This window comes from Stenotrophomonas sp. Steno-C18 (assembly GCF_056393195.1).
Genome location: NZ_JBWJOX010000005.1, coordinates 1 through 26,016 on the forward strand (window position 1 = coordinate 1; position 26,016 = coordinate 26,016).

General features: G+C 66.8%; 19 protein-coding genes. 12 read left to right on the forward strand and 7 right to left on the reverse strand.

The window, feature by feature from the left end; all coding sequences use genetic code 11:
- Positions 1-449: 449 nt before the first annotated feature.
- The 9 genes from AC06FE_RS11400 (at position 450) to AC06FE_RS11440 (ending at position 12,218) form a co-directional block, all read left to right on the forward strand.
- On the forward strand, positions 450-2,687 hold the full coding sequence (locus AC06FE_RS11400) for a methyl-accepting chemotaxis protein (RefSeq protein ID WP_478073090.1): 2,238 nt from the start codon (positions 450-452) through the stop codon (positions 2,685-2,687).
- Between the two features lie 357 nt (positions 2,688-3,044).
- On the forward strand, positions 3,045-3,815 hold the full coding sequence (locus tag AC06FE_RS11405) for a flagellar brake protein (protein WP_192285875.1): 771 nt from the start codon (positions 3,045-3,047) through the stop codon (positions 3,813-3,815).
- 138 nt (positions 3,816-3,953) lie between these two features.
- Positions 3,954-4,448, forward strand: coding sequence for a chemotaxis protein CheW (locus tag AC06FE_RS11410; protein WP_313254299.1), 495 nt, complete (start codon positions 3,954-3,956; stop codon positions 4,446-4,448).
- Positions 4,449-4,575: 127 nt separating this feature from the next.
- Entirely contained in the window at positions 4,576-4,962 is a 387-nt protein-coding gene (locus AC06FE_RS11415) for a hypothetical protein (protein ID WP_165931125.1), read from the forward strand.
- A gap of 82 nt (positions 4,963-5,044) precedes the next feature.
- Positions 5,045-7,420 (forward strand): methyl-accepting chemotaxis protein, encoded by a 2,376-nt coding sequence (locus AC06FE_RS11420; RefSeq protein WP_478073091.1) that lies wholly within the window; start codon positions 5,045-5,047, stop codon positions 7,418-7,420.
- Between the two features lie 124 nt (positions 7,421-7,544).
- Positions 7,545-9,710: a methyl-accepting chemotaxis protein gene (locus AC06FE_RS11425; protein WP_478073092.1), complete on the forward strand. Its 2,166-nt coding sequence runs from the start codon at positions 7,545-7,547 to the stop codon at positions 9,708-9,710.
- Between the two features lie 17 nt (positions 9,711-9,727).
- Positions 9,728-10,573 carry a CheR family methyltransferase gene (locus tag AC06FE_RS11430; protein ID WP_132863145.1) on the forward strand — a complete coding sequence of 282 codons (846 nt, stop codon included), beginning with the start codon at positions 9,728-9,730 and terminating at the stop codon, positions 10,571-10,573.
- A complete protein-coding gene (gene cheD / locus AC06FE_RS11435; protein WP_132863144.1) occupies positions 10,570-11,169 on the forward strand; it encodes a chemoreceptor glutamine deamidase CheD in 600 nt (199 codons plus the stop codon). Before AC06FE_RS11430 ends, cheD begins: the two co-directional genes overlap by 4 nt.
- Positions 11,166-12,218 (forward strand): protein-glutamate methylesterase/protein-glutamine glutaminase, encoded by a 1,053-nt coding sequence (locus AC06FE_RS11440; protein ID WP_446541424.1) that lies wholly within the window; start codon positions 11,166-11,168, stop codon positions 12,216-12,218. Before cheD ends, AC06FE_RS11440 begins: the two co-directional genes overlap by 4 nt.
- 52 nt (positions 12,219-12,270) lie before the next feature.
- On the opposite strand, the gene AC06FE_RS11445 is transcribed toward AC06FE_RS11440, so the two are convergent.
- Positions 12,271-12,579 (reverse strand): Hpt domain-containing protein, encoded by a 309-nt coding sequence (locus AC06FE_RS11445; protein ID WP_478073093.1) that lies wholly within the window; start codon positions 12,577-12,579, stop codon positions 12,271-12,273.
- Between AC06FE_RS11445 and AC06FE_RS11450 the strand changes: the two genes are divergently transcribed.
- Complete coding sequence (locus tag AC06FE_RS11450) at positions 12,544-13,506, forward strand: HlyD family type I secretion periplasmic adaptor subunit (RefSeq protein WP_478073094.1); 963 nt, start codon at positions 12,544-12,546, stop codon at positions 13,504-13,506. The genes AC06FE_RS11445 and AC06FE_RS11450 overlap by 36 nt on opposite strands.
- Before the next feature lie 127 nt (positions 13,507-13,633).
- Here AC06FE_RS11450 and acnB read toward each other — a convergent pair whose 3' ends face one another.
- From acnB to AC06FE_RS11465, 3 genes are read right to left on the reverse strand one after another with little or no spacing between them, the layout of a single operon-like run.
- A complete protein-coding gene (gene acnB / locus AC06FE_RS11455; RefSeq protein ID WP_192285888.1) occupies positions 13,634-16,225 on the reverse strand; it encodes a bifunctional aconitate hydratase 2/2-methylisocitrate dehydratase in 2,592 nt (863 codons plus the stop codon).
- A 39-nt stretch (positions 16,226-16,264) separates the two neighbouring features.
- Positions 16,265-16,663, reverse strand: a complete 399-nt coding sequence (locus tag AC06FE_RS11460; RefSeq protein ID WP_478073095.1) for a type II toxin-antitoxin system VapC family toxin — start codon at positions 16,661-16,663, stop codon at positions 16,265-16,267.
- A complete protein-coding gene (locus AC06FE_RS11465; RefSeq protein ID WP_192285890.1) occupies positions 16,660-16,893 on the reverse strand; it encodes an AbrB/MazE/SpoVT family DNA-binding domain-containing protein in 234 nt (77 codons plus the stop codon). Before AC06FE_RS11465 ends, AC06FE_RS11460 begins: the two co-directional genes overlap by 4 nt.
- Before the next feature lie 283 nt (positions 16,894-17,176).
- On the opposite strand from AC06FE_RS11465, the gene acnA reads away from it, so the two are divergent.
- On the forward strand, positions 17,177-19,939 hold the full coding sequence (gene acnA / locus AC06FE_RS11470; RefSeq protein ID WP_478073096.1) for an aconitate hydratase AcnA: 2,763 nt from the start codon (positions 17,177-17,179) through the stop codon (positions 19,937-19,939).
- Between the two features lie 280 nt (positions 19,940-20,219).
- Here acnA and AC06FE_RS11475 read toward each other — a convergent pair whose 3' ends face one another.
- Complete coding sequence (locus tag AC06FE_RS11475; protein WP_478073097.1) at positions 20,220-20,675, reverse strand: nuclear transport factor 2 family protein; 456 nt, start codon at positions 20,673-20,675, stop codon at positions 20,220-20,222.
- Positions 20,676-20,783: 108 nt separating this feature from the next.
- Here AC06FE_RS11475 and AC06FE_RS11480 point away from each other — a divergent pair, with 108 nt between their 5' ends.
- Positions 20,784-22,466 carry a long-chain fatty acid--CoA ligase gene (locus AC06FE_RS11480; protein WP_132863136.1) on the forward strand — a complete coding sequence of 561 codons (1,683 nt, stop codon included), beginning with the start codon at positions 20,784-20,786 and terminating at the stop codon, positions 22,464-22,466.
- A 247-nt stretch (positions 22,467-22,713) separates the two neighbouring features.
- Here the strand turns inward: AC06FE_RS11480 and lysS are convergent, their stop codons facing one another.
- Both lysS and AC06FE_RS11490 read right to left on the reverse strand, forming a co-directional pair.
- A complete protein-coding gene (gene lysS, locus AC06FE_RS11485; protein ID WP_192285898.1) occupies positions 22,714-24,225 on the reverse strand; it encodes a lysine--tRNA ligase in 1,512 nt (503 codons plus the stop codon).
- Positions 24,226-24,336: 111 nt separating this feature from the next.
- The gene (locus AC06FE_RS11490; protein WP_478073098.1) at positions 24,337-25,980 is read right to left on the reverse strand and encodes an acetolactate synthase large subunit; all 1,644 of its coding nucleotides are present in this window, start codon (positions 25,978-25,980) and stop codon (positions 24,337-24,339) included.
- Positions 25,981-26,016: the final 36 nt, after the last annotated feature.

A 26,016-nucleotide genomic window follows, 5' to 3' on the forward strand; every position in this document is an offset into this window, starting at 1 on the left:
ATCGCCAGCCCGCCGCGTAGCCGCCCGGCCAGCCCGGCACCGGCCAGCCCGCGCATCGCGCGCGCGCCGGCAGCACGCCGGATCGAACCGATGGGCGCCGCGGCCGAGGACTGGCAGGAATTCTGATTTTCCCGCGGTTTCCGGCTTCACCCCCACGACGACCACGGCCTACCCGTGGTCGTCGTGTTTTGGGACATCCAACCCACTTTCCGCGTAGCCGGGATTACAGATAACGCTCTGAATCGTAAGAGTTTCATCACGATCCTCACGACTTCATCACATGCCCTTTCAGTTCATAAAACACCCCCTGTTCAGCCATCAAGCCGCCTCCGGATCGCGCCGCTATCCGCTGAACAGCCGGCAATGAACGCCGGCCTTATCCGCGCCAACGCGCCGGCAACATCCTCGGGCGAGGGCGTCACCCGCAAAGTCGATCCGGAGAGAAAGAGATGGAGTTCTTCCGCAACCTCACGATCGCCCGCAAGCTCGCGATCGCTTTCACCCTCACCACCGTCGCCACCGTTGGCATGGGCGCGTTCGCGGTGGTCCGCCTCAAGCAGGCCACCACCCAGTTGAACGAGATGAGCCAGCGCTACATGCCGGCCGTCCAACACCTGGAGAGCATCCGCGCCGACCTGGCCGAAATCCGCATCGCCGAGCTGTCACAGTTGTCCCACCTGCACGAGCCGGCGTTCGTCGCCGAGTACAACCAGCGCATCGCCGACCAGCGCGCCAAGCTGGCCGAGCACCAGAAGCGCTACGAGGCCCTGCCCGCCAGCGATGAGCAGAAGCGCCTGTACGGCCAGATGCTCAAGACCCTGGAGCAATACCTCAGTGCCCATGCGCAGATGGAAAAGGCCGTGGCCGATGGCCAGTTCGAGCTGGCCCAGCAGATCTCCAACGAACACTCGCGCGTCAGCCGCCGCGACCTGTTCAGCGACGTGGAGAAGCTCAGCAGCTACGTCGTGTCGGCCCTGGACAGCGAGGTGGCGCTCGCCGATGCCACCCAGGCGCGCAGCACCAACGCACTGTTCGCCTGCATGGCCTTGCTGGGCCTGCTGTCGGTCGCCCTCGGCGTGGTCATCGTGCGCGCCATCGTGCGCCCGCTGAAGGACGCCCTGCGGGCCGCCGACGAGGTCGCCACCGGCCGCCTGGACGGCACCATCGATGCCGGACGCGGTGACGAGGTCGGCCAGTTGCTGGCTTCGATGCAGCGCATGCAGCACCAGCTCAAGGCGGTGATCGCCGCGCAGTCCGACATGGCGCGCGAGCACGACCAGGGCCAGATCAGCTACCGCATCGACGAATCCCGCTTCCCCGGCGAGTACGGGCGCATGGTGCGCGAAGTCAATGCCCTGGTCGCCCAGCACATCGGCGTGAAGATGCGGGTGGTCGAGGTGATGCGCCACTACGCCCGTGGCGACCTGTCGGTGGACATGGACCGCCTGCCCGGCGAGAAGGCCGCCATCACCGACGCGATGGACGGCACCAAGGCCAGCCTGTCGGCCATCAACAACGAGATCAAGCGCCTGTCGCGCGCCGCCGCCGCCGGTGATTTCAGCCAGCGTGGCGACATCGACCGCTACGAGCACGACTTCCGCGAGATGGTCGGCGGGCTCAACGCGCTGATGCAGACCACCGAGGACAACCTCGGCCACATCTCGCGGCTGCTGCAGGCCATTGCCGACGGTGACCTGACCCGTCGTGTCGAAGGCGACTTCCACGGCATCTTCGCGCGCATGCGTGACGACGGCAACGCCAGCATCGACCAGCTCGCCAGCATCGTCTCCGGCATCCAGGCCGCCAGCGGCAGCATCAGCCTGTCGGCCAGCGAGATCGCCACCGGCAACAGCGACCTGTCGCGCCGCACCGAGACGCAGGCCGCCAACCTGGAGGAAACCGCTGCCTCGATGGAGGAGCTGACCTCCACCGTGCGCCAGAACGCCGAGCATGCCCGCCAGGCCGACCAGCTGGCGCGCGGTGCCGCCGACGTGGCCGCGCAGGGCGGCGAAGTGGTCGGGCGCGTGGTCAACACCATGAGCTCGATCGAGCAGTCCTCCCAACGCATCGCCGACATCATCAGCGTGATCGACGGCATCGCCTTCCAGACCAACATCCTGGCCTTGAACGCGGCGGTGGAAGCGGCCCGGGCCGGCGACCAGGGCCGTGGTTTCGCGGTGGTGGCCTCGGAAGTGCGCACCCTGGCGCAGCGTTCGGCCGCCGCGGCCAAGGAGATCAAGGGATTGATCGACGACTCGGTCGGCAAGGTCAGCGAAGGCTCGCAACTGGTCCGCCGCGCCGGCAGCACCATGGACGACATCGTGGCCTCGGTGCAGCGCGTGACCACGATCATGGCCGACATCGCCGCCGCCTCGCAGGAACAGACCGCCGGCATCGAACAGGTCAACCAGACCGTGATGCAGATGGACGAGAGCACCCAGCAGAATGCCGCGCTGGTCGAGGAAGCCTCCGCGGCGGCACGCTCGATGGAAGACCAGGCGCGCCAGCTGACCGATGCAGTGGCCCAGTTCCGCCTCTCCGACGCCGTCAGCGCATCACTGGCCCGCGTTGCCGCCAGCGTACCGCCGCCGGCCGCCCCGCGGCCACGCCCCACCCTGCGTGCCATCCCGGGCAAGCCGGCAGTCCATGCACCGGTCAGCAGTGGCGAGGACTGGCAGGAGTTCTGATCCGTTGCTTGCCGGCGGTGGTCGGGAACTCTCCGGCCTGTCCACCGCCGGCCTCTTTGGCCCAACGCTCACCACCGACCGCCGCACGGTACGGCCGTTCGAAGAGCGGCGATGGCCCGTTCCCATCCCGCATAATGCGCTCCCGCCTTGCGGCCGCGCCATTCCAGCGGCTCCTGCTCGGGATACCCATGCAGCGCCGGAAAGCCGTCGCACGCCTCTCCGACCATCAGCAAACGCCATGCGTCACACAAAAGGCTCGTAACAGTGCGCCTAAAGAGTTAGAAAGAGCGGCCGATATCACAGTTTCCAGGAGACCGATTGCGGGTTCCCTGGCTTCGACCCTCTGCAAGCGCCTCCATGTCCGTACCCGAATCCTTCGAGTCGAGCCCGTCCACCGTCGCCGGCAACCTGTATGCCGATGAACGTTACATGGTGCGCAGCCCGCACCAGATCCGGCACCTGCTGCAGCAGATGATCGACCAGCGGTCGATGGTCAACGCGCACCCGGATGGACGCGACCAGTCCTTCCCCAGCGCCGTGCTGGAAGTGGACGAGGACGGCCTGCTGCTCGATGCCAGCCCGCTGCCGGCGATCAACCGCAGCGCGGAGGTCGCCGCTTCCCTGCTGTGCTTTGGCCAGGTCGACAAGGTCACCGTGCGCTTCCAGCTGCACGGCCACCGCCGCATCGAACAGGACGGCCGGGTGGCATTCCGGGTACCGCTGCCGGAGGAGGTCTACCACCTGCAACGCCGTGAGTTCTACCGGCTGGAAACCCCGGTGGGCGACTCACCCTACTGCCTGATCCCCGACCCGGACGGCGGCGAGCCCAGCCGCTGGCGGGTGATCGACATCAGCGCCGGCGGCATGGCGCTGATGCTGCCCTCGCCGCAGGACCTGCTCGCCCTGCAGGGCCGCTATCGCGGCTGCGGGCTGCTGATCCCCGACGCGCCGCCGGTGACCACCACCCTGGTGGTCTGCAACCTGCGCCAGCAGAAACAGGCCAACGGCATGGAAACCATCCGCGCCGGCCTGCGCTTCGACGACCTGCCACGCGGTGCCGACACGCTGATCCAGCGGTACATCTTCCGCATCGATCGGCTACGCAAGGCGCGCAGCAACGGCGACTGACCCGGCCCGGGCGCCATCGTGCACCCCACCTGGCCGAACGCGCCCCACCGTCCGTGGCCGTCCGTCGCTAAAGTCCCGCCTCCTGGCGCCGATACCGGTGCAACAGCCACCGGCGCCACGCCAGGACTAGGACCTGCCATGAACGATACGCGTACCACTTCCGCCGAAGGCACCGGCGGCGAGTACCTCAGCTTCACCCTCGGCGCCGAGCACTACGGCGTCGACATCCTCAAGGTGCAGGAGATCCGCGGCTACGACGCGGTCACCCGCGTGCCCGATGCCCCGGACTACATCAAGGGCGTCATCAACCTGCGCGGCACCATCGTGCCGGTCATCGACCTGCGCCTGAAACTGCGCCTGGACGAGGCACGCTACGACGCCTTCACCGTGATGATCGTGCTCAACGTCGAGGACCGCGTGGTCGGCATCGTCGTGGACAGCGTCTCGGACGTGATCCCGCTGTCGGCCGAGCAGATCCGCCCGACCCCGGAATTCGGTGCCGCGGTGGACACCCGCTTCATCTCCGGCATCGGCACCCAGGACGACCGCATGCTGATCTTGCTGGACATCGAAACCCTGCTCGACACCGCCGACCTCGGGCAGGCCGCGGCGACCGAAGAAGCCGCGGCCTGATCCAACCAACCGGGAGGCGCATCACATTTCCGAACATGCGCCCTCAGCCGCCTGCCCTGTCGGCCGATAGCCCATTGCATGCCCGTCCTCCCCGACTGGCGCCCTCTCGTCATCCCCGGAGATTTTGATGTCCAAGCACCTGATTTGCCTGCTGTCGGCAGCCGTCCTGGCCACCGCCTCGTTCCACGTCGCCGCCGACCCGGCCGAGATGATCCCGCCGGAAAACGCCGCCCGCTTCGCCGGCAAGGACGGCATGGTCTGCGGCAAGGTCGAGAAGGCCCGCTACGCCGAAGGCTCCGAAGGCCAGCCGACCTTCCTGCACATGGGTGGCCAGTTCCCGCGCCACACCTTCTCCGCGCGCATCTCCGGCGCCAACCGTGGCAACTTCGGCTTCCCGCTGGAGTCGCTGGAAGGCAAGACCGTCTGCGTCATCGGCAAGATCCAGCGTGACTCCTCGCGCGCCGAGATCGAAGTCAGCTCGCCGGCCAGCCTGAAGCTGGCAAACATCAAGTAATCCCAGCCTGGTGCCGCGCCGGCCCCGCCGGTGCGGCGCACGCTGCCCGTGCGCGCGCGGGACGTCACCGGAGATCTCCAAGATGCAGTGGGTCAACTCGCTCAAACTCAAGCCGAAGCTGATGCTTACCTTCGGCGTAGTGCTGTTCGTCATGCTGTTGCAGGGCATCGTCGCGTTCCGTGGCCTGTACACCCTCAATGAAGCCACCACCGACCTGGCCGACAACCGCATGCCCAGCCTGCGCGCGACCGGTGAACTGAGCGGAATGGTCAGCGAATACCGCAACGCGTCCTACCAGGGCCTGGTGCGTGCCAGTGACGAGGTCAAGGCCGACGCCAAGCGCCGCGCCGAGGAACTGCGCAAGGAGATCGACGCCACCATCGCCAGCTATCCCAAGCTGATCGACAACCCCGAGCAGAAGAAGCTGTTCGACGCCTTCGCTGCCGACTGGAAGGCCGCCACGGTGTCCTATGACTCGGTGACGGAGATGCTGTCGCTGGACCTGCCCGATGACGCCATCGACACCTTCGTCGGCGAAACCCGCAACCTGCACCGCAAGGCCTACGTGTCGCTGGAGGCACTGGCCGCCAACGACAATGCCCGCGCCCAGGCCGGTGCCAAGGCCGCCGCGGAGACCTACACCACCTCGGCCATCCTGACCGCCATCGCCATCCTGGTCGGTGCGGCCGGCGGCGTGCTGCTGGTATGGCTGTTCGCCCGCTCGCTGGTCGGCTCGGTGCGCGGCGCCGTGGACGTGGCCAACGAAGTGGCCAGCGGCAAGCTCGACGGCCATATCGACGTCAACCGTGCCGATGAAGTCGGCGACCTGCTGCGCGCCATGCAGCGCATGCAGCGCGACCTGCGCGAGCGCATCGAGCGCGACCAGGCCGTGGCTGCGGAGAACCTGCGCATCCGTACCGCGCTGGACTACTCCTCCACCGGCGTGTACCTGACCAACGAAGACCTGGAAATCGTCTACGCCAACCGTGCCCTGCTGGACACGCTGGTCCAGTACAACGACGCGCTGACCGGCGCCCTGTCCCACTATGACGCCAGCATCGCCCTGGTCGGCCAACCGGTCACCGCGCTGGAGCACAACGGCCAGGTCGACAACAAGGTGCTCGACGCACTGGAAAAGAACGGCGTGGCCCGTCGCCAGATGAGTTTCGGCGATGCCCAGTTCGCGCAGGCGATCTCGGTCATCCGCAACGACAGCGGCGTGGCCGTCGGCCACGTGGTCGAATGGCGCGATCGCACCACCGAAGCGTTGGTGGAGAAGGAAGTGGCGCGCGTGATCGAAGCCGCCGCCGCCGGCGACCTCAGCGGCCGCATCGAGACCAGCGACAAGGACGGCTTCTTCCTGCAGCTGGCCGGCCAGATCAACAGCCTGCTCGACGCCAACGCCAGCAGCCTGGAACAGATTTCCGCGCTGCTCTCGGCGCTGTCGCGCGGCGACCTCACCGTGCGCATGCATGGCCAGTACCAGGGCGTGTTCGCCACCATGCGTGACGACGCCAACGCCACCGCCGAGCAGCTGACCGGCATCGTTGGCCGCATCAAGCAGTCCTCGGTTGCCATCAATGCGGCCGCCACCGAGATCGCCAGCGGCAACAACGACCTGTCGCGCCGTACCGAGCAGCAGGCCGCCAACCTGGAGGAAACCGCCGCCTCGATGGAGGAACTGACCTCCACCGTGCGCCAGAACGCCGAATCGGCCCGCCAGGCCAACCAGCTCGCCATCGGTGCCGCTTCAGTGGCCTCGCAGGGTGGCGAGGTGGTCAGCCAGGTGGTGACCACGATGAGCGCCATCGAGGCCTCGTCCAAGAAGATCGCCGAGATCATCTCGGTCATCGACGGCATCGCTTTCCAGACCAACATCCTGGCGCTCAACGCCGCGGTGGAAGCCGCGCGCGCCGGCGAGCAGGGCCGCGGCTTCGCCGTGGTCGCCTCGGAAGTACGCACGCTGGCCCAGCGCTCGGCCGGTGCCGCCAAGGAGATCAAGGGCCTGATCGATGACTCGGTCGGCAAGGTGTCCGACGGCTCGGCGCTGGTCCGCAAGGCCGGCACCACCATGGGCGAGATCGTGGCCTCGGTGCAGCGCGTGACCGACATCATGGCCGAGATCTCCGCCGCCTCGCAGGAACAGAGCGCCGGCATCGAGCAGGTCAACCAGACCGTCACCCAGATGGACGAGACCACCCAGCAGAACGCCGCACTGGTGGAGGAAGCCACCGCCGCGGCCCGTTCGATGGAAGAACAGGCCGGCCACCTGGCCACCGTCGTGTCGGTGTTCCGCCTCGATGACAGCCAGCCGGAAGAACCCATCGCTACGCCGCCGCTCGCCAGCAAGCCCGAGCCGCGTCGCCCGGCACCCGCCCCGGAACCGGTGCGCCGGCGGGTTGCCGGCAACCGGACCGCGGTTGCCGAGCTGGCCGATTCGGACTGGCAGGAGTTCTGACCCACACGACCCCGGCTCCGGCCGGGGTCGTGCGTTATGCGCCGGCTAAACATTCGGCTCGCGCGGCCGATACACCCGTAACTTCCCCTTTCCCGCTCGCCCCCCACGGGCGCTGCCCTTTGCCATGAATCCCTACCGTCTCTGGTCGAACTACATCAGCAACATCTCCGTGCGGCGCAAGCTGAACCTGTTGACGGTGCTGATCGCGCTGGGCGTGATCGCGCTGTCGGTGATCGCCGCCCGCATGCAGTACGTGGATCTGTACGAAACCCGCAAGGAGTCGCTCAAGGCCCAGGTGGAGATGAGCCAGGGCGTGCTGGACTACTACGCCAACCGCGTGAAGGCCGGTGAGCTGTCGCTGCACGACGCACAGCAGCAGGCGCTGGCCGCGCTGCAGAACATGCGCTCCAACGCCGACGTCAACTACCTCAACGTCTACAACACCGACTACGTGCTGCTGATGCATCCGTTCCGCGCCGACCTGGTCGGCAAGGACATGAAGGACTTCCGTGGCGAGGACGGCGTACGCCTGTACTACGACCAGGTCGAGGCCGCGCGCCGCGGTGGCGGCTACGTCGGCTACACCTGGGCCAAGCCCGGCACGCAGGGCCCGGTCGCCAAGCTGGCCTACGCCGGCCTGTACGGCCCGTGGAACTGGGTGGTGTCCAGCGGCGTTTACATGGACGAGGTGCAGGGCCAGGCGCTGAAGTTCACCGCCATCATGACCGTCGCCGGTGGCGTACTGGTGCTGCTGGTGGTCGGCCTGAGCTGGGTCATCGGCAGCCGCATCGTCACGCCACTGCGCAACGCCACCGCGGTGGCCAATGCCATCGCGCGCGGCCGCATGGACAACACCATCCCCGCACCCAGCCGCGACGAGACCGGGCAGCTGCTCACCAGCATGCAGCGCATGCAGGACCAGCTGCGCGCGGTGATCGAGGCCCAGAATGAAATGGCCCGCCAGCACGACGCCGGCATCATCAGCTACCGCATCGACGCCGAGGCGTTCCCGGGCGACTACGGCGTGATGGTGGCCGAAACCAACGTGCTGGTGGCCAACCACATCGACGTGAAGATGCAGGTCATCGCCATCGCGCAGCGCTACGCGGTGGGCGACCTCACCCCGGACATGCCCCTGCTGCCGGGCGAGAAGCGCGTCATCACCGAGACCATGGCCACCATCAAGCAGAACCTGTCGGCCATCAACAGCGAGATCAAGCGGCTGGGCAACGCGGCCGCCGCCGGCGACTTCAGCCTACGCGGCGACGAGCAGCGCTTCGAGCACGACTTCCTGGACATGGTGCGCAGCCTCAACGCGATGATGCGCACCAGCGACCACAACCTGGAACAGATCTCGCAGCTGCTGCGCGCCCTGGCCCAGGGTGACCTGACCGCCACCATGCACGGTGACTTCCAGGGCGTGTTCGCCCGCATGCGCGAGGACGCGGACAGCACCATTGCCCAGCTTTCGGGCATCGTCTCGCGCATCCAGTCCGCCGCCGACAGCATCAACCTGGCCGCCGGCGAGATCGCCACCGGCAACAGCGACCTGTCGCGCCGCACCGAAGTGCAGGCGGCCAACCTGGAGGAAACCGCCGCCTCGATGGAAGAACTGACCTCCACCGTGCGCCAGAACGCCGACTCCGCCCGCCGGGCCAACCAGCTGGCCATCGGCGCGGCCGGCGTCGCCGCCCGCGGCGGCAACGTGGTCGAGGAAGTGGTGGTCACGATGGGCCAGATCGAGCAGTCCTCGCGCCGCATCGCCGATATCATCTCGGTGATCGACGGCATCGCCTTCCAGACCAACATCCTGGCCTTGAACGCCGCGGTCGAAGCCGCGCGTGCCGGCGAACAGGGCCGCGGCTTCGCCGTGGTGGCCAGTGAAGTGCGTACCCTGGCGCAGCGCTCGGCGGCGGCCGCCAAGGAGATCAAGGGCCTGATCGATGACTCCACCCAGCGTGTCTCCGAAGGCTCGCAGCTGGTGCACCAGGCCGGTGCGACCATGGGCGAGATCGTCACTTCGGTGCAGCGCGTGACCGACATCATGGCCGAGATCTCCGCCGCCTCGCAGGAACAGAGCGCCGGCATCGAGCAGGTCAACCAGACCATCGTGCAGATGGACGAAACCACCCAGCAGAACGCCGCCCTGGTCGAGGAAGCCAGTGCCGCGGCGCGCCTGCTGGAAGAACAGGCCATCCAGCTCGACCAGGCCGTGGCGGTGTTCCGCATCGAGTCCACCGGCGTCGGCGCGCCGGCCGAGGTCCCGGCCGCGCTGGCGTTGGCCAGTTGAACGGAGCACCTGCCAGCATGTCCAGCGTCGACACCACCCAGCGCGATTTCGAGTTCAACGACCGCGACTTCCGCCGCGTCTGCGAGCTGATCCATGCCCGTGCCGGGATCGCGCTGGCACCGGCCAAGCGCGACATGGTGTACGGCCGGCTGTCGCGCCGGCTGCGCTCGCTGGGCTTGCAGTCATTCAAGGACTACCTGGACCAGCTCGAGCAGCACGGCGGCGAGGAATGGCAAGCATTCACCAACGCCCTGACCACCAACCTGACCTCGTTCTTCCGCGAGCCGCACCACTTCGACAAGCTGCACGAGGAACTGCAGCAGCGTGCCTCGCATGCGCCGATCAAGCTATGGTCGTGCGCCGCCTCCACCGGCGAAGAGCCCTACTCCATGGCCATCACCGCCTGCGAGACGTTCGGCACGATGACCCCGCCGGTACGCATCCTCGCCACTGACGTGGACACCCAGGTGCTGGCCACCGCCAGCCAGGGCGTGTACGCGATCGAACGCATCGCCGGGCTGGATGCGGAAACCAAGCGCCGCTATTTCCAGCGCGGCACCGGCCCGAACGAGGGCAAATGCCGGGTGGTGCCGGCGCTGCGTGCGCTGGTGGAGTTCCGCCAGCTCAACCTGCTCAGCTCCCGCTATGACGTCGGCGGCCCATTCGACGCGCTGTTCTGCCGCAACGTGATGATCTACTTCGACAAACCCACCCAGCGCGCCATCCTGTCGCGGCTGGTCGAGCACATGGGCGACGACGGGCTGCTCTACACCGGCCATTCCGAGAACTACCTGCATGCGGCCGACCTCATCCAGCCATGCGGCCGCACCCTGTACCGCCGTACCCGCCGGAGCGGTGCATGAAGCCTTCCCAGTCCTATCCCGACGAGGTCATGCGCTACCGCGACAGTCGCTTCCAGACCGTCGCCGCCAAGCTGCTACCCACCCAGTACCTGGTCGTGGACGATGACACCGCGCTGACCACCACGCTCGGCTCCTGCGTGGCCGCCTGCATCCGCGACCCGATCCTCGGCATCGGCGGCATGAACCACTTCCTGCTGCCGGACGGCAACGTCGGCGACGGCGCGCCCGCACGCTACGGTAGCTACGCGATGGAACTGCTGATCAACGACCTGCTCAAGCGCGGCGCGCACCGCAAACGCCTGGAAGCCAAGGTCTTCGGCGGCGCCAACGTGCTCAAGGGCTTCACCAGCAACCCGGTCGGCACCCGCAACGCCGAGTTCGTGCGCCAGTACCTGCAGGCCGAGCACATCCCCATCGTCGCCGAGGACCTGTGCGGCATCCACCCGCGCAAGGTGTGGTTCTTCCCGACCACCGGCCGGGTCGTGGTGCAGCGCCTGCCGCATGCGCACGATGCCGAAGTGCTGGCCGCCGAAACCGCGGTGCGCGCCAAGCTGTCGCGCACGCCGGTCAGCGGTGGCGTGGAGCTGTTCGAATGAGCCTGGCCCCGCCCTGCCGCGTGCTGGTGGTGGACGACTCGGCGCTGGTGCGCCAGGTCCTCACCGAACTGCTGGCCGCCGACCCCGGCATCGAGGTGGTCGGCACCGCCGCCGATCCGCTGCTGGCGCGCGAGAAGATCAAGCGCCTGAACCCGGACGTGCTGACCCTGGACGTGGAAATGCCACGCATGGACGGGCTGGCCTTTCTCGAGAACCTCATGCGCCTGCACCCGATGCCGGTGGTGATGGTGTCCTCGCTGACCGAGCGCGGCGCCGATACCACCCTGCAGGCCCTGGCCCTGGGCGCGGTGGACTTCGTGGCCAAGCCCAAGCTGGACATCGCCCGCGGCCTGGAAGCCTACGCCGACGAGATCCGCGCCAAGGTCAAGATGGCCGCGCGCTCGCGCGTACGTGCCTCGGCGTCACCGCTGCGCCGCCTGCCCGTGCAGAGCGCCTCCAGCCACATCGGCTTCCGCACCACCGACCGGTTGATCGCCATCGGTGCCTCTGCCGGCGGCACCGAAGCACTGCGAACCGTGCTGGAGACCCTGCCCGCCGACGCGCCGGCCGTGGTGCTCACCCAGCACCTGCCTGCGGCCTTCAGTGCGGCCTTCGCCGAGCGCCTGGATCGCCATTCGGCAATGTCGGTACGCGAGGCCAGCGACGGCGAAGCCATCCTGCCTGGCCATGCCTACCTGCCGGCCGGCGGCAAGCACCTGCGCATCATCCGCGACGGCGCCCGCTGGCGCTGCCGCGTGGACGACACCGCGCCGGTCAACCTGCACAAGCCGGCGGTGGACGTGCTGTTCCGTTCGGTGGCGCAGAACGCCGGCGCCAACGCCATCGGCGCCATCCTCACCGGCATGGGCGAGGACGGCGCGCGTGGCCTGCTGGAGATGAAGCAGGCCGGTGCCGCCACCCTGGCACAGGACGAGGCCACCAGCGTGGTCTGGGGCATGCCCGGCAGCGCGGTGCGCCTGGGCGCGGTGGACGAAGTGCTGCCGCTGGAACGCATCGCCGAGCGCCTGCTGGCACTGGCGCGGGCCTGACCGCCCGCTTGCACGGCCTGGTTGCGCCGCGCTCAAGCTGCTGAAGCCGGGCTCATGCCGCCGCAGGGCACCTGCCGTCGCACAGCACCTCGCGCAATGCGATGGCCTGCGCCGTCGTGGTTTCCAGCCGGGCTGCCAACTCCGTCACCGCCGTCTCCAACAGCTGCGGGTGGAGCGGGTACTGGCAGGCTTGTTCCACACGCTCGCAAGCGTGCACCACCTCGCCGGCGTCCACCATCCGTGCACCGCCCTTTATGCCGTGCGCCAGCGCCGCCAGGGCAGGCACCTGCGGATCTTCCCTCCAAGCCAGCACCGCGGCCAGATCGTGGCGGAAGCTGTCGATTGCTTCATCCAGGAACACGCAGGCCAGGCCACCCGCGCCAACGCCAGCTACCGCGAGGCACTGAGCAAGGTCATCGCGCTGAAGGCCACCATCGCCCGCCTGCGCGCCGAAGCCTATGGCCAACCGCTTGAGTTCGATGCACAGGTACGCGAGTTCCCCGAGGAAGTGGAGCAGGAGACGCGTGCGTTCAATGCGCGTCGCCGTGCCCTGGTCGAAAGCGTCGCATCGCTGGAGCGCAGCTATGCACTGTCCATCCGCGAGATCAACCTGGCCGAACCGCTGGCCGCCAAGGGGCTGCTGTCCGACGTCGAACTGCTGCGCATGCGCCGCCAGGCCAACGACATCAAGTCGCAGGTGGTCGAGCGCCAGAACCGCTATCGCGCCGATGCCAACTCCGAACTGGTCAAGCTGGAAATGGAGCTCTCCCAGACCAACGAGAACCTGGTGGGTCGCGCCGACGTCGTCGAACGCACCACCATCACCGCGCCGGTGCACGGGACGATCAAGAACGTCCGGGTGAACACCATCGGCGGCGTGATCCAACCCGGCGAGCACATCCTGGAGATCGTGCCGCTGGAGGATCAGTTGCTGGTCGAAGGCAAGATCCGGCCCAAGGACGTGGCCTTCCTGCGGCCCGGCCTGCCCGCCACGGTGAAGATCACCGCCTACGACTACGCCATCTATGGCGGCCTGACCGGCAAGGTGGAGCACATCAGTCCGGACACGCTCAAGGATGACCAGAAGGCCGCGGCCGGCCGTGCGGACGACACGTACTACCGCGTGCTCGTGCTCACCGAGAAAAGCGCCCTGCAGGCGGGCGGCAAGGAGCTGCCGATCATTCCCGGCATGGTCGCCTCGGTGGAGATCCGCACCGGCGAGAAGAGCGTCCTGGACTATCTGCTCAAGCCCGTCCTCAAGGCACGCGAGGCATTCCGCGAACGCTGAGCCGTCGCTGACCACCGACACAGAGCGAGGCAGGCATGCTTCCTCTTTCTCACTCCGGAACCGCACCAAACAAAAACCCCCGGCTTGCGCCGGGGGTTTTCTGTTCAACACTTACTGCAGATCAGACTCAGGCGTTGACCGAATCGGCCACGTCCTTGTAGTCGGCGATCTGGTCGAAGTTCATGTAGCGGTAGATCGTGTCGCCATTGGCGTTGATCACGCCGATGTCCGCCATGTACTCCTCCTTGGTCGGGATGCGGCCCAGACGCGAGCAGATCGCGGCCAGCTCGGCCGAACCCAGGTACACGTTGGTGTTGCGGCCCAGGCGGTTCGGGAAGTTGCGGGTCGAGGTCGACATCGCGGTGGAGCCTTCGCGGATCTGCGCCTGGTTGCCCATGCACAGCGAGCAGCCCGGCATTTCCATGCGAGCACCAGCGCTGCCGAAGGTGCCGTACACGCCTTCCTTGGTCAGCTCGGAGGCATCCATCTTGGTCGGCGGGGCCACCCACAGACGGGTCGGGATGTCACGCTTGCCTTCCAGCAGCTTCGCAGCGGCGCGGAAGTGACCGATGTTGGTCATGCACGAACCGATGAACACTTCGTCGATCTTGGCACCGGCAACTTCGGACAGCGTCTTCACGTCGTCCGGGTCGTTCGGGCAGGCCACGATCGGCTCGTGGATGTCGGCCAGGTCGATCTCGATGACGGCGGCGTACTCGGCGTCGGCATCCGGCTCCAGCAGCTGCGGGTCGGCCAGCCAGGCTTCCATCTTCTCCACGCGACGGGCCAGCGAACGGGCATCGGCGTAGCCTTCGGCGATCATCCACTTCAGCAGCGTGATGTTGCTGTTGAGGTACTCGATGATCGGTTCCTTGTTCAGGCGCACCGAGCAACCAGCGGCCGAACGCTCGGCCGAGGCGTCGGACAGTTCGAACGCCTGCTCCACCTTCAGGTCCGGCAGACCTTCGATTTCCAGGATGCGGCCGGAGAAGATGTTCTTCTTGCCCGCCTTGGCCACGGTCAGCAGACCGGACTTGATCGCGTACAGCGGGATCGCGTTGACCAGGTCACGCAGCGTCACGCCCGGCTGCATCTTGCCCTTGAAGCGCACCAGCACCGACTCCGGCATGTCCAGCGGCATCACGCCGGTGGCAGCCGCGAAGGCGACCAGGCCCGAACCGGCCGGGAACGAGATGCCCACCGGGAAACGGGTGTGCGAGTCACCACCGGTACCGACGGTGTCCGGCAGCAGCATGCGGTTGAGCCAGCTGTGGATCACGCCGTCGCCCGGACGCAGCGAGACGCCGCCACGGGTGGAGATGAACTCCGGCAGGGTGTGGTGGGTCTTCACGTCCACCGGCTTCGGGTAGGCGGCGGTGTGGCAGAACGACTGCATCACCAGGTCGGCCGAGAAGCCCAGGCAGGCCAGGTCCTTCAGCTCGTCGCGGGTCATCGGGCCGGTGGTGTCCTGCGAGCCCACCGAGGTCATCTTCGGTTCGCAGTAGGTGCCCGGGCGCATGCCCTTGCCTTCCGGCAGGCCACAGGCGCGGCCCACCATCTTCTGGGCCAGCGAGTAGCCCTTGCCGGTATCGGCCGGCTGCACCGGCAGGCGGAACAGGTCGGTCACCGGCAGGCCCAGCGCCTCACGCGCCTTGGCGGTCAGGCCACGGCCGATGATCAGCGGAATGCGGCCGCCGGCGCGCACTTCGTCGAACAGCACGTCGCTCTTGACCTGGAATTCGGCGATCACTTCACCGTTCTTCAGCGCCTTGCCGTCGTACGGACGCAGCTCGACGACATCGCCGTGCTCCATCTTCGACACGTCCAGCTCGATCGGCAGCGCGCCGGCATCTTCCATGGTGTTGTAGAAGATCGGGGCGATCTTCGAACCCAGGCAGACACCGCCGAAGCGCTTGTTCGGGATGAAGGGGATGTCTTCACCGGTGAACCACAGCACCGAGTTGGTGGCGGACTTGCGGCTGGAACCGGTGCCGACCACATCGCCGACGTAGGCAACCAAGTTGCCCTTTTCCTTCAGCGACAGGATTTCCTGGATCGGGCCACGCTTGCCGTCTTCTTCCGGCACGAACGGGGCATCCGGACGCTTGTTCTTCAGCATCGCCAGCGCGTGCATCGGGATGTCCGGGCGGGTGGTCGCATCCGGGGCCGGCGACAGGTCGTCGGTGTTGGTTTCGCCCGGCACCTTGAACACGGTGATGGTCAGGCTCTGCGGCACTTCCGGCTTGCTGGTGAACCACTCGGCATCGGCCCAGCTCTGCAGCACGCCCTGTGCATTGGCGTTGCCGGCCTTGGCCTTTTCCTGCACGTCGTGGAAGGCATCAAACACCAGCAGCGTGTGCTTCAGGCCGTTGGCGGCGATGGCGCCGACTTCGGCGTCGTCCAGCAGCTGGATCAACGGGGCGACGTTGTAACCGCCGAGCATGGTGCCCAGCAGTTCGGTGGCGCGCGCACGGCTGATCAGTGCGTTCTTTTCGGTGCCGAAGGCAATGGCGGCCAGGTACGAGGCCTTGACCTTGGCGGCGTCGTCCACACCCGCCGGCACGCGGTGGGTGATCAGGTCGAGCAGGAACTCGGCCTCACCGGCCGGCGGGTTCTTCAGCAGCTCGATGACGTCGGCCGTCTGCTGTGCGGTCAGCGGCAGCGGCGGGATGCCAAGCGCGGCGCGCTCGGCTACGTGGTGGCGGTAGGCTTCCAACATGACAACTCCCGGGTGTTACGGTTTGAGTAATGGATGGGCTCAGGCTTGCGGCACGATCAGCTTCAGGCCCTTGAAGTAGTCGCGATAAAACGTGTCGTTCCAGGTGATCAGGCCGTCGCACTGCAGCAGCGCGTGGGCACCGACCATGAAATCGTCGATACGGCGAGTCTCGCCGCTGCGCTGGCGGTGACGGCGGTGCATCTCGCCGGCGCGCAATGCGGATTTGGCTTCCAGCGGATTGAAATGGACGCCCATTTCCTCCAGCGCCTCCTGCACTTCGGCACCGCCGCGCAGCGAGGCGCAGACCTCGGCCAAGGTCGTGCCGCAGATGACCACCCGGCCGCCGACCAGCGCCTGCCGCAGGCAGGCCTCCACCGCGTCGGCACGCGGGCCATCGCTGAACAGTTCGATCAGGACCGGGGAGTCGACGGCGATCATGCGTCGTCGGCCTCGTCACGCACGGTGCGTACGGCCTGCTCGGCCGAGTCGAAGCCGTCCAGCGCGAACTTGCCGCGCGCACGGGAAATGGCGTCGTCCACGCTCTTGCGCAGGATGATCCGGCTGCCTTCCAGCTCGACCTTCAGCAGCGTGCCCTTGGTCAGGCCCAGCGCGTCACGTACGGCCTTGGGCAGGGTGATCTGCCCGCGTTCAGCTACGGTGGCTTCCATGGGACCTCCAATGAAGTATGCACGAATTATACATACTTCCACCGGCATACCCCACCCCGCCGCTGACCCGCCAGGCCCCGCCCCGCCTGGCCTCCCCGGCAAAAGCACCGTTACACAACCGCAACACGCCGTTGTCTAAACTGGCCCGGACCGCCATGCGCCCAAGTATGCGTGCATCGTCCATACTCGGACCTGCATTCAGTGACAGGGCCCACGGCCCTGAAAGCCCGCGCGGCGCCGCACCGGCACCGTGGCAAGCCATCTGTAAAGAGGAGTCAGCTGTATGAGCGATACCTTCTCCACCCGCAGCCAACTGGAAGTTGGCGGCCAGCAGTACACCTACTGCAGCCTTCCCAAGCTCGGCCAGAAGTTCGACATCTCCCACCTTCCCTACTCGATGAAGATCCTGCTGGAGAACCTGCTCCGGCACGAGGACGGCGGCCAGACCGTTGGCCCGGAGCACATCGAGGCGGTGGCCCGGTGGAACCCCAAGGCCGAACCGGACACCGAGATCGCCTTCATGCCGGCCCGCGTGGTGCTGCAGGACTTCACCGGCGTGCCCTGCGTGGTCGACTTGGCCGCCATGCGCGACGCGGTGACCAAGCTCGGCGGCAAGGCCGAGCAGATCAACCCGCTGATCCCCTCCGAACTGGTCATCGACCACTCCGTGCAGGTGGACGTGTTCGGCCGCGCCGACGCACTGGACCTCAACGGCAAGATCGAGTTCGAGCGCAACCGCGAGCGTTACAGCTTCCTGCGCTGGGGCCAGAAGGCCTTCGAGAACTTCAAGGTGGTGCCGCCCAACACCGGCATCGTCCACCAGGTGAACCTGGAAAACCTCGCCCGCGTGGTGATGGAACGTGACGTCGACGGCACCCGTTGGGCGTTCCCGGACACCGTGTTCGGCACCGACTCGCACACCACCATGATCAACGGCATCGGCGTGCTGGGCTGGGGCGTGGGCGGCATCGAGGCCGAGGCCGCCATGCTCGGCCAGCCGTCCTCGATGCTGATCCCGCAGGTGGTCGGCTTCAAGCTCACCGGCAAGCTGCCCGAGGGCACCACCGCCACCGACCTGGTGCTGACCGTCACCCAGATGCTGCGCAAGCACGGCGTGGTCGGCAAGTTCGTCGAGTTCTACGGCGACGGCCTGCAGCACCTGCCGCTGGCCGACCGCGCCACCATCGCCAACATGGCCCCGGAGTACGGTGCCACCTGCGGCATCTTCCCGATCGACGCCGAGTCGCTGAACTACCTGCGCCTGTCCGGCCGCAGCGAGGCGCAGATCGCGCTGGTCGAAAGCTACGCCAAGGCCCAAGGCCTGTGGCACGAGCCCAGCAGCCCGCACGCGCAGTACAGCGCCACGCTGGAACTGGACATGGGTGACGTCAAGCCGTCGATGGCCGGCCCCAAGCGCCCGCAGGACCGCGTCCTGCTCGGCGATGTGCATGACAACTTCACCGAGGCGCTCAAGGGCCTGACCGTCAACCGCGACCAGCGCAACGGCGACGTCGCCGACTTCATCAATGAAGGAGGCGGCGCGGCGGTCGGCAACGAACAGCTGGCCAAGGGCCACGCTGACGTGGTCATCGACAACCAGTCCGTGCGCCTGAAGGACGGCGCGGTGGTCATCGCCGCCATCACCTCCTGCACCAACACCTCCAACCCGGCGGTGATGCTCGGTGCCGGCCTGCTCGCGCGCAACGCCGCGCGCCTGGGCCTGAAGGCCAAGCCGTGGGTCAAGACCTCGCTCGGGCCGGGCTCGCGCGTGGTCACCGACTACCTGGAAAAGGCCGGCGTATTGACCGACCTGGAGAAGCTCGGCTTCTACGTAGTCGGCTACGGCTGCACCACCTGCATCGGCAACTCCGGCCCGCTGCCGGTCGAAGTCAGCGCCGGCATCGCCGCCGGCGACCTGGTGGTGGCCTCGGTGCTGTCGGGCAATCGCAACTTCGAAGGCCGCGTGCATCCGGAAGTGAAGGCCAACTACCTGGCCTCGCCGCCGCTGGTGGTGGCCTACGCCATCGCCGGCACCGTGCGCATCGACCTGACCAAGGAGCCGATCGGCCAGGACAGCAGCGGCAAGGATGTGTACCTGCGTGACATCTGGCCGAGCAACAAGGACATCGGCGACATGATCGCCGCCACCGTTGGCCCGGAGATGTTCAAGCAGAACTATGCCGACGTGTTCAAGGGCGACACCCGCTGGGCGCAGATCGCATCGCCGGAAGGCCAGGCCTACCAGTGGAACGGCGACTCCACCTACATCAAGAACCCGCCCTACTTCGACGGCATGACCATGCAGGTCGGCACTATCAGCGATGTGCACGGTGCGCGCGTGCTCGGCCTGTTCGGTGACTCGATCACCACCGACCACATCTCCCCGGCCGGCAACATCAAGAAGGACTCGCCGGCGGGCCGCTTCCTGCAGTCGCGTGGCGTGCTCCCGGCCGACTTCAACAGCTACGGCAGCCGCCGCGGCAATGATGACGTGATGGTGCGCGGCACCTTCGCCAACATCCGCATCAAGAACCTGATGTTCGGTGGCGAGGAAGGCGGCAACACCCTGTACTACGCCCCGGGCAGCACCGACGGCGAGAAGCTGGCCATCTACGACGCGGCCATGAAGTACAAGGCCGACGGCGTGCCGCTGGTGGTCCTGGCCGGCAAGGAATACGGCACCGGCTCCTCGCGCGACTGGGCGGCCAAGGGCACCAACCTGCTGGGCGTCAAGGCCGTGATCGCCGAGAGCTTCGAGCGCATCCACCGCTCCAACCTGGTCGGCATGGGCGTGCTGCCGCTGCAGTTCATCGACGGCCAGAACGCACAGTCACTGGGCCTGGATGGCTCGGAGACCTTCGACGTCACCGGGTTGGACGACGGCAAGGCCAAGACCGCCACCGTCACTGCGACCAAGGCTGACGGCAGCAAGCAGCAGTTCCAGGCCAAGGTGCTGTTGCTCACGCCCAAGGAAGTGGAGTACTTCCGCAACGGCGGCCTGCTGCAGTACGTGCTGCGCCAGTTGGCGGCGAAGAAAGCGGCCTGACGGATGGATTGACTTGATGAAGCAAGGAACGCCCCTTTCGGGGCGTTCTTTTTTTACCCCTCCCCAGCCCTCCCCTTCGCGATGCGAAAGGGAGGGGGAAGAAGCCGGTTCGCTGCGATCTCGAACTCTTGCCGCCGCCGTGCAGCTCGATCGCGGTCTGACAGGTCAACAGAAACCGCCCCCTCCCTTTCGCATCGCGAAGGGGAGGGCTGGGGAGGGGTGACGCTCCCGCTCCCGCTCCCGCTCCTGCTCTTGCTTCTACCTCCACTCCCCCACCCGCTTACCCGCGCTCGCCACCCACCGGCCCCCAGCTGGCGCTGTACACCCGCCACTGGCCGTCCTCATCCCGCCAGCCGGTCTGGATCTCCTGCATGTCGCCGCGCACGGGCAGCAAGCCGCCCGTACCCCCGACAAGCAGGGCACTGAAACGCACTGTCGCCGTCTTGTTGTCCGCTGCCATCTCGATGGCTATCGGACCGGTCTGCACCGACACCTTGCTGTTGAGCAGCAGCTGCGCCTTGACCAGGCGCTCCAGCCCCGCCCGGTCCACGCCCTCGTTGCCCACGAACTCGGGCGAGACCGCCTCCATGAAGTCCGCGGGACTGCCCGACTCCACACCCTTCTGCATTGCAGCAATCGTGTCGCGCAGCCGCTGTTCCGGCGGCGCGCGCTTGCAACCGGCGACGGAAAGCACAATCACCGCAATAAGCATGCATTTCAGAACCGTTCGGATCATCTGAACCCTTCGCCTTTTCCATTCTGGACGGTATGCTGGCATCAGCGGCTGTGGCGCCCCGGTGCCCCGCTCCCATCACTAGATCACATCCATTTCCTGGAGGGGAAGATGAATCAGGAACGTCCCTGGCTGCAGAGCTACCCGGCCGGTGTCCCGGCTGAAATCGACGTCAACGAGTTCCGTTCCGTTGCCGCGGTGTTCGATACGTCCGTAGCCAAGTTCCGTGATCGCCCCGCCTACTCCAACTTCGGCAAGGTCCTCACCTACGGTGAAACCGACGCACTGGTCACCCAGTTCGCCGCCTACCTGCTGGGCGAGCTGCAGCTGAAGAAGGGTGACCGCGTCGCGGTGATGATGCCCAACTGCCTGCAGTACCCGATCGCCATCTTCGGCATCCTGCGCGCCGGCCTGACCGTGGTGAACGTCAACCCGCTGTACACCGCCCGCGAGCTCAAGCACCAGCTGGTCGATGCCGGCGCCAGCGTGCTGCTGGTGGTCGACAACTTCGGCGACACCGTGCAGCAGGTCATCGCCGAGACCCCGGTCAAGCAGGTCATCACCACCGGCCTGGGCGACATGCTCGGCTTCCCGAAGGGCGGCATCGTCAACTTCGTGCTGAAGTACGTGAAGAAGATGGTCCCGGACTATGACCTGCCCAACGCGATCCGCTTCAAGGACGCGCTGAAGCTGGGCAAGCGCCACCCGATGCCGGTGGTGGACATCGACCATGACGACATCGCCTTCCTGCAGTACACCGGCGGCACCACCGGCGTGGCCAAGGGCGCGATGCTCACCCACCGCAACCTGATCGCCAACATGCAGCAGGCCTCGGCCTGGATCAGTGGCTCCGGCGTCAAGCAGGGCGAGGAAGTGATCATCACCGCGCTGCCGCTGTACCACATCTTCGCCTTGACCGCGAACGGGCTGGTCTTCATGAAGATCGGCGCGCTGAACTACCTGATCACCAACCCGCGCGACATGAAGGGCTTCGTCAAGGAGCTGAAGAACAACCGCTTCACCGCCATCACCGGCGTCAACACGCTGTTCAACGGCCTGCTCAACACCGAAGGCTTCGACCAGATCAACTTCTCCGAACTGAAGGTGGCACTGGGCGGTGGCATGGCCGTGCAGCGCGCCGTGGCCGAGAAGTGGAAGAAGGTCACCGGCGTCACCCTGGTGGAAGCCTACGGCCTGACCGAAACCTCGCCGGCGGCCTGCATCAACCCGCTGGACCTGAAGGACTACAACGGCGCGATCGGCCTGCCGATCCCCTCCACCGATGCCTGCGTCAAGAACGACGAGGGCCAGGTGCTGCCGGTCGGTGAAGTCGGCGAGCTGTGCATCCGCGGCCCGCAGGTGATGAAGGGCTACTGGCATCGTCCGGACGAGACAGAGAAGGTGCTCGATGCCGACGGCTGGCTGCATACCGGCGACATGGCGCGCATGGACGAACAGGGTTTCTTCTACATCGTCGACCGCAAGAAGGACATGATCCTGGTGTCCGGCTTCAACGTGTACCCAAACGAGGTCGAGGACGTCATCGCGATGATGCCCGGCGTGCTGGAAGTGGCCGCGGTCGGCGCACCGAGCGAGAAGTCCGGTGAAGTGGTGAAGGTGGTCATCGTCAAGAAGGACCCCAAGCTCACCGAGGAAGACGTCAAGGAGTTCGCCCGCGCCAACCTCACAGGCTACAAGCACCCGCGCATCGTCGAGTTCCGCAAGGAGCTGCCCAAGTCCAACGTGGGCAAGATCCTGCGCCGCGAACTGCGCGACTCCAAGCCGGAAGCCTGATCCTCCCGGCCCCGGAATGACCCAAGCCCTCCCCTCACCGGGAGGGCTTTTTGTTTGTGCACACGCAGGCCAATAGGAGCGGCCTCGGCCGCGAAGCCGGCGCACCTGCACCGCCACGGAAACCGACTGCAATCACGGCAACCCGCTGCACCTGTGCATCACCTGCTTCGCGGCCGGAACTGCGCTTACCGCCATGCCCACGAAAAAGCCCCGCTCTCGCGGGGCTCTCGGTTCAACCCGGCGGGCCTCAGGCCTCCGGGCGCATGTACGGGAACAGCAGCACGTCACGGATCGACGCACGGCCGGTCAGCATCATCACCAGGCGGTCGATGCCGATGCCCAGGCCGCCGGTCGGCGCCAGGCCGTATTCCAGCGCACGGATGTAATCCGAGTCGTAGTGCATGGCCTCGTCGTCGCCGCCGTCCTTCGCTGCAACCTGGGCCTGGAAACGCGCCGCCTGGTCTTCCGGGTCATTCAACTCGGAGAAGCCGTTGGCGATCTCCTTGCCGTTGATGAACAGCTCGAAGCGATCGGTGTAGCCGGGCTCGTTGTCGCTGGCGCGGGCCAGCGGCGAAACTTCCACCGGATGGTCGGTGATGAAGGTCGGCTGCACCAGGGTGTGTTCGACGGTGGCTTCGAAGATCTCCAACAGCAGCTTGCCCCAGCCGTAGGACGGCTTGACCCTGATCTTCAGGCGCTCGCAATGACGCAGCAGCGCTTCGCGATCGGTGCAGTCGGCGACGCTGATCTCCGGATTGTGGTGGCGCACCGCCTCGTCCATGCGCCAGCGACGGAACGCCGGGCCCAGGTTGATACGTGCACCGTCCCATTCCACCTCGGTCGTACCCAGCACCTGCTGGGCGACGTCACGGATCACGCCTTCGGTCAGGTCCATCACTTCGTTGTACGTGGCATAGGCCTCGTACAACTCCATCATGGTGAATTCCGGGTTGTGGCGGGTGCTGACGCCTTCGTTGCGGAAGTTGCGGTTGATCTCGTAGACGCGTTCCAGGCCACCGACCACCAGCCGCTTGAGGTACAGCTCCGGTGCCACGCGCAGGTACAGGTCCAGGTCCAGCGCGTTGTGGTGGGTGGTGAACGGCTTGGCCGTCGCGCCGCCGGGGATGTAATGCATCATCGGCGTCTCGACTTCCAGGAAGTCACGGTTGTCCAGCCAGGCGCGCATCGCGCGGATGATGCGCGAGCGCTTGATGAACACTTCGCGCGACTCCGGGGTCACGATCAGGTCGACGTAGCGCTGGCGGTAACGCTGCTCCACGTCGGCCAGGCCGTGCCACTTGTCCGGCAACGGGCGCAGCGACTTGGTCAGCAGGCGGATCGACTCGGCCTTGATCGACAGCTCGCCGGTCTTGGTGCGGGTCAGTCCGCCTTCGACGGCAATGATGTCGCCCACGTCCCAGCCCTTGAAGGCAGTGTAGGCATCGCCCAACGTGGCACCCTGCAGGAACAGCTGGATCCGGCCGCTCTCGTCCTGGATCTGGGCGAAGCTGGCCTTGCCCATGATTCGCTTGGCCATCAGGCGGCCGGCCATCTTCACGCGGCGGCCATTGCCTTCCAGCGTTTCGGCGGTCCATTGCTCGGCGTCGGCGTACTCGGCCTGCAGCTTGCCGGCGAAGTCTTCACGACGGAAGTCGTTCGGATAGGCGATCCCCTGCCCGCGCAGCGCTTTGAGTTTCTCGCGACGCTCGGCAATCAACTTGTTTTCGTCGACGGGTGGGGTTTCGGTGGCTTCGCTCATGGATCTGCAGGTGGATAGTGGGGGGATACGGCCGGCAACGCCGGTCGTACAGCATACCAAAACCACCCTCCCCCGGCCGGACCGGTCGGCCCGGCCCCTGCCCCGCCCACGTCAATGGACGGCCGGCGGGAAGGCTTGGCGGAGCTCGTCCACCAGCACCCGCGCGTTCTCCGAGTAGTCCACCGGCACCGTTACCAGATGGACGCCGCCAGCGTTGAAGGCCGCTTCCAGGGTCGGGATGAACTGTCCGATCTCGCGCACCTCGTGCCCGGTGGCGCCATAGGCCTCGGCGTACTTGACGAAGTCCGGGTTGGTGAAGGTCATGCCGTAGTCGGCGAAGCCGTCCACCGCCTGCTTCCAGCGGATCATCCCGTAGGCGTTGTCATTGAAGATCAGCACCACCAGGTTCAGGCCCAGCCGGCGGGCGGTTTCCAGCTCCTGGCTGTTCATCATGAAGCCACCGTCGCCGCAGACCGCCAGCACCCGCCGCTGCGGATACAGGATGGCCGCGGTGATCGCCGAGGGCAGGCCCGCGCCCATGGTCGCCAGCGCGTTGTCCAGCAACAGGGTGTTGGCCACCTGGGTGCGGTAGTTGCGGGCGAACCAGACCTTGTACATGCCGTTGTCCAGCGCCACGATGCCGTCCGGCGGCATCACCTGGCGCACGTCGTGTACCAGCCGCTGCGGGGTGAAGCGGTCTTCCCCGGCGCGGTCGGTGATATGCGACAGGATCTGCTCGCGCAGCGGCAGCAGCGCGTCGGCGTTGGCCACCTTGCCTTCGATGCGGTCGGCCAGCAGGGTGAGCGATCGGCCGATGTCGCCGATCACCTCCACCTGCGGAAAGTACACCTGCTCCACCTCCGCCGGCAGGTAGCCGACGTGGATGACGGTCGGGCCACCCGGGCGCATCACGAACGGCGGCTTCTCGGTGACTTCATGGCCGATGGTGACGATCACGTCGGCCTGGTCGATGGCCATGTGCACGTAGTCGCGCTCGGTCAGCGCGGCGGTGCCCATGTACAGCCCCGAGCCGCCGGCCACCGAGCCCTTGCCCATCTGGGTGGTGAAGAACGGGATGCCCGCGCGCAGCACGAACGCCGACAGCGCCTCGCTGGAGCGCGGCCGTGACGCGCCGGCCCCCATCATCAGCAACGGCCGCTTGGCGGCGCGGATGATCCCGGCGGCCCGATCCAGCGCTTCCGGGCTGGCGATGGGAAGCTCCAGCGGATGCGGCGGGATCAGCGCGACCTCGTCCCCTTCCATCGCCGCGATGTCTTCCGGCAGCTCCAGCAGCACCGGACCGGGGCGGTCCTGCTGCGCGGTGCGGAATGCTTCGCGGACGATGGTCGGGATGGTGCGCGCCGAGACGATCTGCCGCGCCGACTTGGTCAGCGGCTTCATCGTGCTGACGATGTCCACGATCTGGAAGCGCGCCTGCTTGCTGGCCACGATGCCCTTCTGCCCGGTGATCATGATCACCGGCCACGCGCCCAGCAATGCATACGCCGCACCGGTGGTGAAGTTCAGCGCCCCCGGGCCCAGCGTGGCCAGGCACACGCCCGGCTTGCCGGTCAGGCGGCCGTAGGTGGCGGCCATGAACACCGCCGCCTGTTCGTGGCGGGTGATGACCAGTTCGATGCGCGAGTGCCGCAGCGACTCGACCACATCGAGGTTCTCCTCGCCGGGAATGCCAAAAATACGCTCGACGCCTTCGTTCTCGAGTGCGGCGACGAGCAGATCAGAACCCTTGGACATGGAATGACGCCCTTCTTGCTGGACTGGTTGTATGGC